The following is a 13,612-nucleotide window of genomic DNA, read 5'->3' as shown; positions in this document are numbered from 1 at the left end:
CGGGCCCGCGCAGCACCCATTCAGCCGAGGAGTCGGGCGATCGAACCCAACGGAATGGGCAGCCAACTCGGCCGGTGCCGGGCCTCGTATGCGGCCTCGTAGACCGCCTTGTCCAGCTCGTAGGCGGTCAACAACTCGGCCCGCTCCCGCGGGTCAAGCCCCGACGACGCGGCGTACCCGTCGCAGAAAGACGCGCTGTTGCGGTCCACCCACTCCCTGGCGCGCGCCGCCAGTTGCCGGGCGCGGTCCTCATCGTCGGCCTGTTCCACCAACCGATGATGGGCGGCGTATTCGAAAGACCGCAGCATCCCTGCGACATCACGAGCCGGCGAATCAGGCCGGCGCCGCTGCTGCAACGGTTGCCCGGGCTCGCCCTCGAAATCGATCAGCAGCCACCGCTCCGGGGTCCGCAACACCTGGCCGAGGTGCAGATCGCCGTGCACGCGCTGCACAGCGATCCGCTCGTCGGCGAGCTTGTGGTAGCGCTCTTCGATCACCGCAACGTAGCTGCCCAGGTCGGGCACCGCCTCCACTGCCGCCGCCAGCCGGGCGCGCATCACCTCGACCGGAAACGCGGTGTCTTCCACGCCCAGTTCGGCGGCCAGGCACAGGTGCACCGAGGCAACCGCCTCGCCCAGCCGGTAGGACTCCGCCGCGAAATCTCCGCCGACCTCGTCGGCGTACAAATCACCTTCGGCGAACAGATCCCGGGTGCTCGCCGTGGCCATGTCCCAACCCTCGGCCGAGTTGTCCGCGAACTCTGTCACCATGCCCAACGCGAACGGTTCACCGTTCCACGATGTTTCGATCGCCCCGAGCAACCGCGCAACATGCGGGTTGCCCGCCCTGGCCAGCACCCTGTTGATCTCGATGTCCGGATGGATGCCCGCGGTGACACGCCGGAACATCTTCAGTACGGCTTCTTCGCCGAACACCACACTGGTGTTGCTCTGCTCGGCGCTCGAAATCCGTGGCGCGGCGCTCAGCGGCAGCACGGCCTCGGGTTCCTTGGTGAAACTCACCCCACCGACCGTCGCGGAATCATCGATCAGCGCAAGCAGATGGTGCGCAGCCTCCGGGTCATACAGTGCGTCGTAGGCGATTCGGTCGTCGTCGGAGCCGATGGTGGCCACCGAGCTGTACTCGTCGATGGGACAACTGCCCCATTTGACGATCACCTGATAGCGCTCGGCAGTTCCGTCCGTATACGACACGTCGAGCAGCACCAGGTCCAGACCGGTACCGACCGACACCACCATCCCCGGTGCAGCCGAGGCTATTTCACGGCCACGGCCGGCATACCACCGCTGCTGGGGTAACCACTCGTCAAAAGGGAGGTTCATTGCTGCACTCCTGGTTCTGGCTGCGGCTCGCGGAGCTCGAACCAATAGAACCCGTGGCCCGGCAGCGTGAGTAGGTACGGGAGCTGACCGATACTGGGAAACTCGACGTACCCGGACATCTCGACGGGGGTGTACCCGTTCCACTGCTGCAAGTTCAGTTCGATGGGCTGCGGGAATCGCGACAAGTTGTTGACGCACACCACCGCGTCATTCACGTCGTCACCGACGACCTCCCGCACATAGGCCAGGACCGACGGGTTCGACCCGCCGAGCTCCCGGAAAGTGCCCATGGCGAACGCATCATGGCGGCGGCGCACCGCCAGCATGGTGCGGGTCCAATTCAGCAGGGAGTTCGAGCTGTCCCGCTGCGCTTCGACGTTCACCGACTGATAGCCGTAGATCGCGTCCTGGTTCGGCGGCAGGTACAGCCGTCCGGGGTTCGCCTTGGAGAATCCGGCGTTGCGGTCCGGCGTCCACTGCATCGGGGTGCGCACGCTGTCGCGGTCACCGAGCCAGATGATGTCGCCCATGCCGATCTCGTCGCCGTAGTACAGGACCGGCGAACCGGGCAGCGACAACAGCAGCGCAATGAACAGTTCGATCTGGTTGCGATCGTTCTCCAGGAGTGGGGCCAGCCTCCGGCGGATGCCGACGTTGGCCTTCATCCGCGGATCTTTGGCGTATTCGGCGTACATGTAGTCACGCTCTTCGTCGGTGACCATTTCCAGCGTCAGCTCGTCGTGGTTGCGCAGGAAGATGCCCCACTGCGCCATATCGGGGATCGGTGGCGTATTCGCCAGGATCTCCGAGATCGGGAACCGCGACTCGCGCCGCACCGCCATGAAGATCCGTGGCATCAGCGGGAAATGGAATGCCATGTGGCACTCGTCGCCGCCGGTGGCGGGATCCCCGAAATACTCGACGACGTCGGCAGGCCACTGGTTGGCCTCTGCCAGCAGCACCCGGCCCGGATACTCGTCGTCGATCACCTTGCGGCAGTGCTTGAGAAAGGCGTGGGTCTCGGGCAGGTTCTCGCAGTTGGTGCCTTCCCGTTCGAACAGGTACGGCACCGCGTCGAGCCGGAAACCGTCGATGCCCAGGTCCAGCCAGAACCGCAGCGCGTCGATCATCGCTTCCTGCACGGCGGGATTGTCGTAGTTGAGGTCCGGCTGATGGGAGAAGAAGCGGTGCCAGTAGAACTGGCGGCGCACCGGGTCGAACGTCCAGTTGGACTCCTCGGTGTCGACGAAGATGATCCGCGCGTCGGCGTACCTGTCGCTGGTATCACTCCACACGTAGAAATCGCCGTACGGCCCGTCAGGGTTCCGGCGCGATTCCTGGAACCACTCGTGGGAGTCGGAGGTGTGGTTCATCACCAGATCGGTGATGACACGTATCCCCCTGCGGTGCGCCGCGTCGAGCAACTCGACGAAGTCCTCCACCGTCCCGAATTCCGGTAGCACCTTGTAGAAGTCACGGATGTCGTAGCCACCGTCACGAAGCGGGGAGTCATAGAACGGCGGCAACCACAGGCAGTCGACACCCAGCCATTTCACGTAGTCGAGCTGTTCGGTCAGCCCACGCAGATCGCCCACGCCGTCGGCGTTGGTGTCATAGAACGCCCGCACCAGCACCTCGTAGAAGACCGCCCGTTTGAACCAGTCACGGTCGGTCGGCAAAATCCTCGCGTGGCTGAAGTCGTCGGCGGTGGGGTGTTCCACCACGCCGTCCTCGACATGGCTGCCCTGGGATCCTCCGTCGTCATCCATACGGTCTTCAACGTACCCACTTCCCCGGCATCGGACACCCGCTGGCCGAAACCATCCGGCAGCAACGCGATTCACCGTGCCCGCCGGGTTTGCGGAAAAACTAACGGTTGAATAAGAGCCGACAACGGGTTAGGTTTTCCCCGATTTGATCTTGCCGCCGGGGCTGAACCGGCGATAAACGCACATTCGACTGAGGGATGACCTGTGGGCGAGTCGGCACCTAATGACGGTGAAGCACCAGTAATCGTTGGTCTGTCCGATGCGGCGATGCATATGTACACGGCCGCCATCGACGCGCTGCCCGGTGTCGGCGACCCGGAGTTCGCCGATCGGGCCGCGGTGGTGCTCAGCGGCCTGCGCAAGCTGCAGGCCTCGCTGGGCGAGGCGGCCGGTCGCAGCCGCGTCACGCCGTCGGTGATCGTCGCGCTCAGCGGCGTGCGAACCCGCTACGACGAGCTCATGACGACCGCGGCCGAAGGTCCCGGCGCAACGCTGGGCCAGCGGCTCTACGTTGCGCGCGGACGAGCCAAGCTCTCGGCCGCCGAGGCCGCCAACGGCATCGGTGTCCGCCAGGACCTGATCGAAGCCGTCGAAGCCGAGGAGCAGGCGACCGAGGCCGAGACCGGGCAGATCAAGGACCTCATCGCCGCACTGGGTGGTTGAGGCGCTCCGGTGGCATAGGGTTCGGGCGTGGCCCGAGACTCAAGTGGAACTCGTCGCTCCCGAGACCATGGAGACCCCGGGGACGCCCCGTCGACACCTCCCCCACTGACCCCGGTGGCGGGCGCCGTCCGACCGTCAGCGGCCGAAGAGGCCCGCACCATCGCCGCCTCCACCAACACCGGCACGCTGGCGACACTGACCGGCGACGGCGATCCCTGGGCGTCGTTCGTCACCTACGGGCTGCTGGGCGGCCAGCCCGTGTTGTGCGTGTCCGACATGGCCGAGCACGGCCGCAACCTTGCGGGTGATCCGCGGGCCAGCATCGCGATCGTGGCGCCGGGAACCGAAGGGGACCCACTCGCCAGCGGCCGCGTCACTCTCGCCGGTGTCGCAGCGCGGCCGACGGGCGACGAATTGGCCGCTGCCGCCGACGCACACTTGGCGGCCGTCGCGGCCGCCAAGTACTACATCGACTTCAGCGATTTCTCGGTGTGGGTCCTGCACGTACAGCGTGTCCGTTGGGTCGGCGGCTACGGGCGGATGGATTCCGCCACCGGCACCGATTACGCCGCCGCCGAACCCGATCCGGTCACCGGCCACGCCGCGGGCGCGATCGAGCACCTCAACTCCGACCATGCCGAGTCACTCGCCGCGATGGCCCGCACCCTCGGCGGCTATCCCGACGCCACCGCCGCACTGTGCACCGGTGTGGACCGTTACGGCCTCGATCTGCGGGTGACCACCGAGCGCGGGGTGGCCTACACCAGGGTGGGCTACGCCAAGCCGATCGGTGCGGTCTCCGAGTTGCGGGCGGCCGCAGTCGAGTTGGCGCAGCGATCCCGCCGGGACTGAGCGTCCGGACCGATCACCTGGTGCAATACGATCGCGGGTATGCCCGCTGAGACCGCGCACCCGGAAACCTGGCAAGCCGCCTTCGAGCTCATCCGCACCCGCGGCTACGAGCATCGCGAGGAGCCGTTCCGTCTGGTCAGTGGCCAACTCAGCCATGACTACATCGACGGCAAGTATGCGATCGACACCGGGGAGCGCATGACGATCGTCAGCCGGGCGGTCGCCGACCTGGCTGCCGCGCGCGGCATCGAGTTCGACGCGGTGGGCGGTCTGACCATGGGCGCCGATCCGCTGGCCCACGGTGTCGCGATGGTGACCGGGAAGGCGTGGTTCTCGGTCCGCAAGGAACAGAAGTCGCGGGGCCGGGAACAGTGGATCGAAGGCACGCGGCTCGAATCCGGCACGCGCGTGCTCCTGGTGGACGACGTGATCAGCACCGGCGGGTCCACCGAGATCGCCTTCGAACGCGTCACCGCCGTGGGCGCGGTCGTCACCGGGGTCATTCCGATGGTCGACCGCGGTGATGCGGCGGCAGGGCGATTCGCCCGGCGCGGAGTGCCGTTCGCGGCCCTGGTCACCTATCGCGATCTGGGCATCGAGCCGGTCAAGGACGTTTAGCCGCGACCACCAGCACCGGCGCGGGCTCCAGCCCGACTCTGACCGCGTCGCCCGCCGTGAATTTCCTGGCCGCGGCACTGGAGAGCTGCGCGTGAATCACCGACCCGTCCGGCAGCGTCACGTACACCCGTGAGATGGGTCCGAGGAACGCCGAGGACGCCACCGTCGCGGTACCGGCTGGGTCCGGGCGCAGCGTGACCGATTCGGGTCGCACCATCGCCGTGCCTGCGCCGGAACCGACCGAGCCGGGCAAAGTCGGGACCTCGGTGCCCAGCAGTTGTGCGTGACCGTGGGACACCTGCGCCGGGATGTTGTTGTGCAGCCCGACGAACTCGGCGACGAACGGAGTCGACGGATTCGCGTACAACTCCGCGGGCGCCGCGAGCTGCTCGAGTTTGCCCTGACTCATGACGCCGACGCGATCGGCAACCGCGAGCGCCTCCTCCTGATCGTGTGTCACGAACAACGTCGTGGTGCCGACCTCCAGTTGCACGCGCCGAATTTCGTCACGCAACTGGCTGCGCACCTTGGCGTCCAACGCCGACAGCGGCTCATCCAACAGCAGTACCCGCGGCTGGATCGCCAGCGCCCTGGCCAGTGCCACGCGCTGCTGCTGACCGCCCGAAAGCTCGCCGGCGTACTTGTTGCTGTGTGCGGCCAGCCCGACCAGGTCCAGCATCTCTGCAGCCCGGGACAGCCTCTGTCGCTTCGCTTTTCCTCGCATCTTCAACCCGAAGGCGATGTTGTCCAGCACGGTCAGGTGCGGGAACAGGCTGTAGGCCTGAAACACCATGCCCATATCGCGCTTGTTCGCCGGCATCGAGCTCACGTCACGGCCGTCGACCAGCACCGTGCCCGACGTCGCCTCGTCCAGCCCGGCCAGGATCCGCATCGCGGTGGTCTTGCCACAACCCGACGGTCCGAGCAGCGCCACCAGCTCCCCCGGTTCGATCTGCAGGCGCAGCCCGTCCAGTGCCTTGACGTTGCCGTACGTGCGGGTGAGGTCACAAAGTTCGACCCTCACGCTCATGGCTGGGCTCCTACTCTCCATGGCATCATCAGCCTCATTGCTCCTCACGTGCGCGGCCGCGGGTCACGACCGCCAGGATCAGCAACAGTACGAATCCGAACACCAGCGTCGCGAGCGAGGCGGCCACCGAGGTCGGGCCGTCACTCTTACCGATCAACACGATCTGCACCTGCAGCGTCTCGTACCCGCTGAGTGAGGCGATGGTGTACTCGCCGAGCACCACCGCGATGGAGATGAAGGCCGCGGAGAGGATTCCGGACCAGATGTTGGGCACCACCACCCTGGTGATCGTGGTGGCCCAACCCGCTCCCAGCGAGCGGGCCGCCTCCGACAGCGTCTGTAGGTCGATGGCCGACAGCGCCGCATCGATGGACCGGTAGGCGAACGGCAGCACCAACACGACGTAGACGAACGTCAACGTCAGCGCGGACTCGCCGAAAAAGTAGGTGACCCACAGGTATACGTTGCGCAGGCCCACCACGATGACCAGTGCGGGAATGGTCAGTGGCAGTAGGCACAGAAACGCCACGATGCCCTTGGCCCACGGCGCCCGCAACCGCACCCAGATCATCGTGGGAACCAAGAGCACGAGCATTGCGACCACGGTGAACACCGCGAGCAGCAGTGAGATCACGATCGCCTGATACAGCGCGTCGTCGGTCACCAGGTTGCGCCACGCCGCCAGGGTGCGGCCGTCTGCGAGCAGATTCCGGGTGGAGAAGTCCGCCATCGCGTAGAGCGGAAACAGGAAGAACAGGCCGAAGATCACCCAGAGTGCGGCCCGGGCCGACGTTGCCATCCGAGGGCGCCTCATGTGAGCCACCTCGCGGTCCGCCGCACCAGGATGTTGTAGGCGACCATCACCACGGCGACCACGACGATCATCTGCAGTGCCAGCGCGTAGGCGAACCCGGACTGCCCAAGCACCACCTCGCTCGTCAGCGCGGCGCGGATGAGCAGCGGCACGATCGGGCTGCCCTGGCTGACCAGTGCCGCGGCGGTGGCGTAGGCGGCAAAGGCGTTGGCGAACAACAACAGTGCCGATCCCAGGAAGGCCGGTGTCAGCAGCGGCACCACGACCTCACGCCAGTACTGCCAGCTCGAGGCGCCCAGGCTGAAGGCGGCCTCACGCCACTGCGCGCGCAGCCCCTCCAGTGCCGGGATGAACACGATGACCATCAGCGGGATCTGAAAGTAGCTGTATACCAGGATCAGTCCGGTCAGGCTGTACAGCCAGCCGGATCCGGCCAGGTTCCATCCGAGGAGCTGCTGTACCCACAGGGTCAGCACGCCGTTGAGGCCGACGGTGGCCAGGAACGCGAATGCCAGTGCCACACCGCCGAACTGGGCCAGCACACTACACAGTGCGAGCACCGAGCGGCGCAGCATCGAGGTAGGCGGGCTGTTGACGATGAGCCACGCCAGCGCGGCACCGCACACCGCGCCGATCGCCGCGGTACTGGCAGAGAGCAGCACGCTCTTACCCAGCGCCGACATCGCGGTCGGTGAGAACAGCGCCGCGATCCGGTCCAATGAGAACGACCCGTCGGCGACGAAGGCCATCACGATCACCGTCACCGTCGGCACGATCAGGAACACCGTGACCACGGTCAGAAACGGCAGCAGCGGCAGCCCTTCACGAATTCTTCGAACGAGCACACCCGGCATCGGTGATTCAGCCGATCGCCTTGGCCCAGTTGTCCGCCAGATACTTGGTGGCCGCGTCGGTCTGGGCCGGGGTCGGGACGGTGACCGGACCGTCGATGGTGGGCAGCTGCGCGGCGATGATCTTGTCGAGAGTGCCCGACGCAATCATGTTGTCCGCCCGCACAGGTCGCACACCGCCTGCGGCGTACAGGTTCTGCCCTTCGTCACTGAACAGGAATTCCTGCCACAGCCGGGCGGCGGCCGGATGCGGAGCATCCTTGTTGACGGCCTGGTAGTAGTACCCGGCCACGGCACCGTCATGCGGCACGATCACCTGCCAGGCGGGCAGCTTCTTGGTCTCGGTCGCATTCAGGTAATTCCAGTCGATGACCACCGGGGTCTGTCCGGACTGGATCGTCGCCGGTGTGGGATCGACCGGAAGGAAGTTCCCCGCCTCGGTGAGCTTGCGGAAGAACTCGACCGCCGGGGCGATGTCGTCGGCGGAGCCGCCCTGCGACAGGGCCACCATCAGCACCCCGGAGAACCCGGCACCGGCCTGGGTGGGATCGCCGTTGAGCGCGACCTTGCCGTGGTACTCGGGTTTGAGCAGATCATCGACGCTGGTGACGGGAGGCACCTTGGACGAATCGAAGCCGATCGACATGTAGCCGCCATAGTCGTTGACCCAGGCGCCGTTCGGGTCGCTGAACGCTGCCGGGATGTCCTCGAACGTGGCCACCTTGTACGGGGCGAACATCGCGGTGTTCGCCAGCGCCACAGATTGTCCGAGGTCGAAGACGTCGGGCGCGCTGCTCTTCCCCTTCTGCTGGTTGGCGGCGTTGATCTCGTCCTGGCTGGAGGCGTCGGGCTGTGCCGAATTGACCTTGATCCCGTACTTGTCCGAGAACGCCTTGATGAGCGCGCCGTAGTTTGCCCAATCCGGCGGCAGCGCAATCACGTTGAGCTCGCCTTCGGATTTCGCCGCCTCGATCAGCTTGTCCATGCCGCCGAAATCGGCAGCCGACTGCGCTTCGGCGACCTTGACGCCGGAATCGGTCTCCCCGCCACCGGCGTCCTTCTGCGGCGGTGCGCAGGCTGCCAGTCCACCGACGATCAACGTGGACGCGAGGACCGCTGCCGCAGTCGGGAAGAACCGTGATTTGTTCATTGCCAAACCTTCCGGTGGTCACAAAGCGTCGCAGTGGCGCAGCGGTTACAGAAGCTGGTCGTCAGCTGGTCGCCTGGGTGAACGGATTCACAAAGGGCACATCGAGGGAGCACAAGGGCCGAGACGCACCCTATCCCGGCCCGGCCCTGGATGTGGCCGGTTGACCGCCCACACCGGCCGATTCCGGGTTGGCCGCACATATCCCCAGGTCGTAGCGATAGCATCAAGAGGTGGCGGAACGTGAAACCGCGGGCGCCTTCGACTACCTGTGGGAGGACCCCGCTGCAGGTGCTGATGCGGAACCCGACGGTTTCGATGCGTTCGACCTCAACACCTGGAATTTCAAGCCCGCACCGGTGCCGTGGTACCGCACCAGGGGCGCGATCGCGGCGCTGATCGCGGCTGCCGTGGCCGCGTCGGCAATAGTGGTTTCGGCGGTGCTGCTGCTGCTGTGGGACAACGGGCCGGCCACCGAAAGCCACCCCACCTCGGTGGCCCCGTCCACCTCCATGACCACTCCGACGCCATCGCCGTCACTGCGGGTCGGCCTGGCGCCCGCACCACCGCCCCCGCCGCCACCACCGACCGAGGACGCGCCGCGCGCGCCCGTGTATCGGCCCACCCAGCAGCGCCCGACCAAGAAGCCCGAGATCGGGGTGACCCGCACGCCGGTCACCCGCTCGCCGATCAGCGTCGCACCCCAGCCGCGGCATCCGCGCAACTGAGCATCGGCATCGTTAGTCTCATGTGATGGCCGAGTTCGACGCTGTGACGATGTTCGCGAATGCGCCCACGGCAGTGCTGGCGACCCTTGGCCCTGACGGTGGCCCGCACCTGGTGCCGGTCGTCTTCGCCGTGCACCGCGGCGCCGAGCACCACACCATCTACACCGCGGTGGATGCCAAACGGAAGTCCACCCACAGGTTGCGCCGGCTGGCCAATATCGAGGGCGACCCCAGGGTGAGCCTGCTCGTCGACCACTACACCGATGACTGGGCGCAGTTGTGGTGGGTCCGGGCGGACGGGCAGGCCGCCACGCACTACAGCGGTGAGGAAATGGCCACGGGCTATGCCCTGCTGCGCGCGAAATACGCTCAGTACGAACGGGTTGCGCTCGACGGGCCGGTGGTCACCATCGAGGTGGCGCGCTGGTCATCCTGGCAGGCCTGAGCGGAGCTGACCACTTCTGACATACCCGCGCGGCGCGATACCGCCTTTCCATCTCTTGAAGGCCGCGGTGAAGCTCGGGGTGTCCGCATAACCAAGCCGCCTGCCGATTTCGGCGACGCTGAGTGCGCCGAGAGCCAGGAGTTCTTCGGCGAGTTGCTCACGCACTTCGTCGACGAGCGCGCGGTAGGAGGTCCCCTCCCGGGTGAGGTGGCGTCGCAACGTGCGCGAACTGATGTGCAGTTCGGACGCGAGCGTCTCGATGTCGGGCATCCGGCCGGGGCGGACGGTGAGCCGGTCGCGGACCTTTCCCGCGTAGCCGGATCGAGCGCGGTGTCGGGCCAGCAGCTGCCGGCACTGCTCCTGGGTGACCGCGGCCGCGTACGGGTCTGCCTGCGGGATGGGCAGTTCGAGCCGGTCGCGGTGCAACTCGATGAAGTTGGCGTCCGCATCGAACACCGGCAATGGCTCGAATGTTCGGTATACCTCGAGTGACCGTGGTGCCGGGTGGGCGAAGTGGACACGGCCGAGTGGCACCTGGTTGGACGTGACCTGGCGCCCCAGATTGATGATCGAGGCCGCCTCACGTTCGACGAAGAACTGACGTACGTCGGCAGGTAGCTGCGAGGGATCGATCATCAGTCGAACGTGTTCGCCCGCGGCGACCAGCGACATCGTGGTGAACGCGAATGTCAGGTCCACGTAGCGCAGCCCGACCTCGATCGCCGCGCCGACGGTCGGACAACTCGACAGCGCGAACCCCCAGATGCCGTGCGTGGTCAGGTGATACCTAAGGCCGGCTTCGATTCCAAGACCGGCCGGGTCATCCACCGCGGCGATCAGATTCCGGACGATGCGCATCTCCTCGCGCCCGGACACGGCTGTCTGTGGTTCGCTCAACGCCTCGGGTAGCAGCCCGGTGCCCTGCAGGACGACGTCCGCGGGGATCCCGTGCTCCAACCCCAGGTTGGTCAGCAGCAGCGCGCTCGCGGGCGGGCGGGGCAGTTCAAGGTCGGGCATCAGGACTCCATCGTGTCCGGAAATCCTATATTCAGGGCCATTCATCAACTCCCGGTCCAGCATTTCCGCACGTAGATTCCGTGTGAACGACACCTAGGAGCGACGATGCCCAACACGAACCCGCCGGCCAGGTGAGCCGGGCCATCACAGGCCGCGTCATCGCGGTGACCGGCGGGGCGGCCGGGATCGGCCGCGCGATCGCCGAACAGTTGGCCGCGGCAGGCGCGCGGGTCGCGATAGGGGACCGCGACGGTGCCGGTGCCCGCCGGGCCGCGGTGGCCATCACCGGCGAGGCGGCCGGATTCGACCTCGACGTGGCCGACACCGAATCGTTCCGCACCTTTCTCGCTGCCGTGCAAGCGCACTGGGGGCCGATCGACGTCCTGGTCAACAACGCGGGCGTGATGTGGGTCGGCAGCTTCGACGAGGAACCCGAGGACGCCACCCGGCGCCAGCTCGAGGTCAACCTGCACGGCGTCATCCGCGGGGTGAAAGCCGCCGTCCCCGCGATGCGGGCCCGCGGCACCGGGCACATCGTCACAATCGCCTCGGCAGCCTCGAAGGTGGCGCCGCCCGGTGAAGCCACCTACGCCGCCACCAAGCACGGGGTACTCGGCTACCTGCGTGCCGTACGCGCCGAACTTCGCGGCAGCGGAGTGCAGTTGTCGGTCATCATGCCGGGGGTGGTCGACACCGAACTCGCTCGCGGCACCGCAACCGGAGCGGCCCGGCTGCTGCGGCCCGACGAGGTGGCGCGGGCAGTGGTCGGGGTGATCGAGCACCCGCGATTCGAGGTCACCGTCCCGCGTTTCATTCGCTTCGCCGCCCCCCTCATCGAACTCCTTCCCCAGGCGGCACGCGATGTTGTGCTCGCCCGGTTGGTGCCCAACCAGATCACGAGCACCGACAAGGAATCCCGACGGAAATACGAAGACGGTTCCCTGCGATGACGCCCCGGCCCGTGCTGCCCGGCGAGGATCCGTTCTACGAGCCGCCACCGGGATTCGAATCGCAGCCTGCCGGCGCCATTCTGCGCGCCCGGCAGGTCGAGCTGGCGCTGTTCGGCATTGTCCGCCAAGCAGTTTCGGCATGGCAGCTGCTCTACCGCAGCTGTGATCTGAATCGGCAACCCCAGGTCGCGGTCACCACGGTGCTGTTGCCCTCGGGAGCGGACCCGGGGCAGCACCGCCCACTACTGGCCTACCAGTGCGCAATCGACGCGGTTGCCGACGCCGGCTTCCCGTCCTATGCCCTGCGCCACGGCGCACGCTCACGGGGCTGTGTGCCCCAGTTCGAGTTCCTCGTCATCGCCAACGCGTTGGACCGCGGCTGGGCGGTGTCGATCGCCGATCACGAAGGCCGCGGCGGGTTCTTCGGCGCCCCACGCGAACCGGGATATCGGGTGCTCGACGGCATCCGCGCGGCAATGTCGTTCGAGCCGCTCGGCCTGGCCCCGGAAGTACCCGTCGCGGTGTGGGGCTACTCCGGTGGCGGCATGGCCAGTTCCTGGGTGATCGAGATGGCGCCCGAGTACGCGCCCGAGATCGCAATCGTCGGCGCAGTGCTCGGGGCGCCGGTCGGCGATCCGGGCCAGACGCTGCTCAAACTCAACGGCACCTGGCTGGCCGGTTTACCCACCATGGTCATCGCCGCGCTCCGGCACCTCTACCCCGATCTGAACCGGCTGCTGCGCACGCACGTCAACCCTGAGGGGCTGCACCGGCTGGACGCGATCGAGAAGCTCGGCACCGTCGCGGCGATCCGGCATTTCCGGAACGACGATCTCGACAACTACACCGATCAGCCGCTGGCCGACCTGCTGGCCACACCCGAGATCGTCCTTCTCATCGATGACCTGCGGCTGGGCCTGCACCGGCCGGCGTGCCCGGTGATGGTGCTGCAACCCGTGCACGACCAGTTCATCGATGTGCGCGCCGTCGACGGGCAGGTGCAGCGCTATCTCGACGCCGGCGCTCATGTCGAATACCTGCGCGACCGGCTCAGTGAGCACCTCACCTTGATGCCACTGTCGGCTCCCGCGGCGCTGGATTGGCTCACCGACCGGATCGCCGGGCGGCCGCTCGGGCAGCCGGGCATCACGACGGTGCTCTCGCTCGCGTGTTCGCGACAGGGAATCGGCGGGCTGCTCAGGATGGCGCAGGTGGCGGGGCGAGTCTTCCTGGGCCTGCCGTTGCGGGCGCGCGATCCGCAGCAGGCGCCCGCCGCCGAGCGTGATGGTCTGCCCGCAGCCTGACGACCAGGCCGCCCCAGATGCCCACAATTGACCTACGACCTTGTGCTGTAGGTCACATCCAGGAATGGTGGATGGGCAGGA

The 13,612-nt window shown here is 66.9% G+C and carries 14 protein-coding genes; 7 read left to right on the top strand and 7 right to left on the bottom strand.

The genetic code is table 11. The features are described from left to right. Positions 1–20: 20 nt before the first annotated feature. Both M1247_RS02255 and treS read right to left on the bottom strand, forming a co-directional pair. Positions 21–1,343 carry a maltokinase N-terminal cap-like domain-containing protein gene (locus tag M1247_RS02255; protein WP_317154626.1) on the bottom strand — a complete coding sequence of 441 codons (1,323 nt, stop codon included), beginning with the start codon at positions 1,341–1,343 and terminating at the stop codon, positions 21–23. After that, a complete protein-coding gene (gene treS / locus M1247_RS02250; protein WP_317154625.1) occupies positions 1,340–3,112 on the bottom strand; it encodes a maltose alpha-D-glucosyltransferase in 1,773 nt (590 codons plus the stop codon). The genes M1247_RS02255 and treS overlap by 4 nt, the downstream gene beginning before the upstream one ends. Positions 3,113–3,385: 273 nt before the next feature. On the opposite strand from treS, the gene M1247_RS02245 reads away from it, so the two are divergent. Genes M1247_RS02245 through M1247_RS02235 form a run of 3 tightly spaced genes read left to right on the top strand, consistent with a single transcriptional unit; the run spans position 3,386 to position 5,245 of the window. Then, positions 3,386–3,775, top strand: a complete 390-nt coding sequence (locus M1247_RS02245) for a hypothetical protein (RefSeq protein ID WP_317155007.1) — start codon at positions 3,386–3,388, stop codon at positions 3,773–3,775. A gap of 27 nt (positions 3,776–3,802) precedes the next feature. Then, positions 3,803–4,627 carry a HugZ family pyridoxamine 5'-phosphate oxidase gene (locus M1247_RS02240; protein WP_317154624.1) on the top strand — a complete coding sequence of 275 codons (825 nt, stop codon included), beginning with the start codon at positions 3,803–3,805 and terminating at the stop codon, positions 4,625–4,627. A 39-nt stretch (positions 4,628–4,666) separates the two neighbouring features. After that, the gene (locus tag M1247_RS02235; RefSeq protein WP_317154623.1) at positions 4,667–5,245 is read left to right on the top strand and encodes an orotate phosphoribosyltransferase; all 579 of its coding nucleotides are present in this window, start codon (positions 4,667–4,669) and stop codon (positions 5,243–5,245) included. On the opposite strand, the gene M1247_RS02230 is transcribed toward M1247_RS02235, so the two are convergent. From M1247_RS02230 to M1247_RS02215, 4 genes are read right to left on the bottom strand one after another with little or no spacing between them, the layout of a single operon-like run. Then, complete coding sequence (locus M1247_RS02230; protein WP_317154622.1) at positions 5,232–6,275, bottom strand: ABC transporter ATP-binding protein; 1,044 nt, start codon at positions 6,273–6,275, stop codon at positions 5,232–5,234. The genes M1247_RS02235 and M1247_RS02230 overlap by 14 nt on opposite strands. Positions 6,276–6,309: 34 nt before the next feature. Then, a complete protein-coding gene (locus tag M1247_RS02225; protein ID WP_317154621.1) occupies positions 6,310–7,089 on the bottom strand; it encodes an ABC transporter permease in 780 nt (259 codons plus the stop codon). After that, positions 7,086–7,934 (bottom strand): ABC transporter permease, encoded by an 849-nt coding sequence (locus M1247_RS02220; RefSeq protein WP_410506793.1) that lies wholly within the window; start codon positions 7,932–7,934, stop codon positions 7,086–7,088. Before M1247_RS02220 ends, M1247_RS02225 begins: the two co-directional genes overlap by 4 nt. 16 nt (positions 7,935–7,950) lie before the next feature. Next, on the bottom strand, positions 7,951–9,090 hold the full coding sequence (locus M1247_RS02215; RefSeq protein WP_317154619.1) for an ABC transporter substrate-binding protein: 1,140 nt from the start codon (positions 9,088–9,090) through the stop codon (positions 7,951–7,953). 230 nt (positions 9,091–9,320) lie between these two features. On the opposite strand from M1247_RS02215, the gene M1247_RS02210 reads away from it, so the two are divergent. Together M1247_RS02210 and M1247_RS02205 are read left to right on the top strand one after the other, a co-directional pair. Continuing rightward, entirely contained in the window at positions 9,321–9,815 is a 495-nt protein-coding gene (locus M1247_RS02210) for a hypothetical protein (RefSeq protein ID WP_317154618.1), read from the top strand. A 25-nt stretch (positions 9,816–9,840) separates the two neighbouring features. Further along, positions 9,841–10,260 carry a TIGR03668 family PPOX class F420-dependent oxidoreductase gene (locus tag M1247_RS02205; protein ID WP_317154617.1) on the top strand — a complete coding sequence of 140 codons (420 nt, stop codon included), beginning with the start codon at positions 9,841–9,843 and terminating at the stop codon, positions 10,258–10,260. On the opposite strand, the gene M1247_RS02200 is transcribed toward M1247_RS02205, so the two are convergent. Continuing rightward, positions 10,243–11,277 carry an AraC family transcriptional regulator gene (locus tag M1247_RS02200; RefSeq protein WP_317154616.1) on the bottom strand — a complete coding sequence of 345 codons (1,035 nt, stop codon included), beginning with the start codon at positions 11,275–11,277 and terminating at the stop codon, positions 10,243–10,245. The two genes, M1247_RS02205 and M1247_RS02200, sit on opposite strands and share 18 nt — an antisense overlap. A gap of 131 nt (positions 11,278–11,408) precedes the next feature. Here M1247_RS02200 and M1247_RS02195 point away from each other — a divergent pair, with 131 nt between their 5' ends. Together M1247_RS02195 and M1247_RS02190 are read left to right on the top strand one after the other, a co-directional pair. Next, on the top strand, positions 11,409–12,227 hold the full coding sequence (locus M1247_RS02195) for an SDR family oxidoreductase (protein WP_317154615.1): 819 nt from the start codon (positions 11,409–11,411) through the stop codon (positions 12,225–12,227). Then, a complete protein-coding gene (locus M1247_RS02190; RefSeq protein ID WP_317154614.1) occupies positions 12,224–13,531 on the top strand; it encodes a lipase family protein in 1,308 nt (435 codons plus the stop codon). Before M1247_RS02195 ends, M1247_RS02190 begins: the two co-directional genes overlap by 4 nt. The last annotated feature ends 81 nt before the right edge of the window (positions 13,532–13,612 follow it).

It is taken from the genome of Mycobacterium appelbergii (genome assembly GCF_032883035.1).
In the GTDB taxonomy this organism is placed as follows: Bacteria; Actinomycetota; Actinomycetes; order Mycobacteriales; family Mycobacteriaceae; genus Mycobacterium; species Mycobacterium appelbergii.
This window is presented reverse-complemented; position numbering and strand designations above follow the sequence as displayed.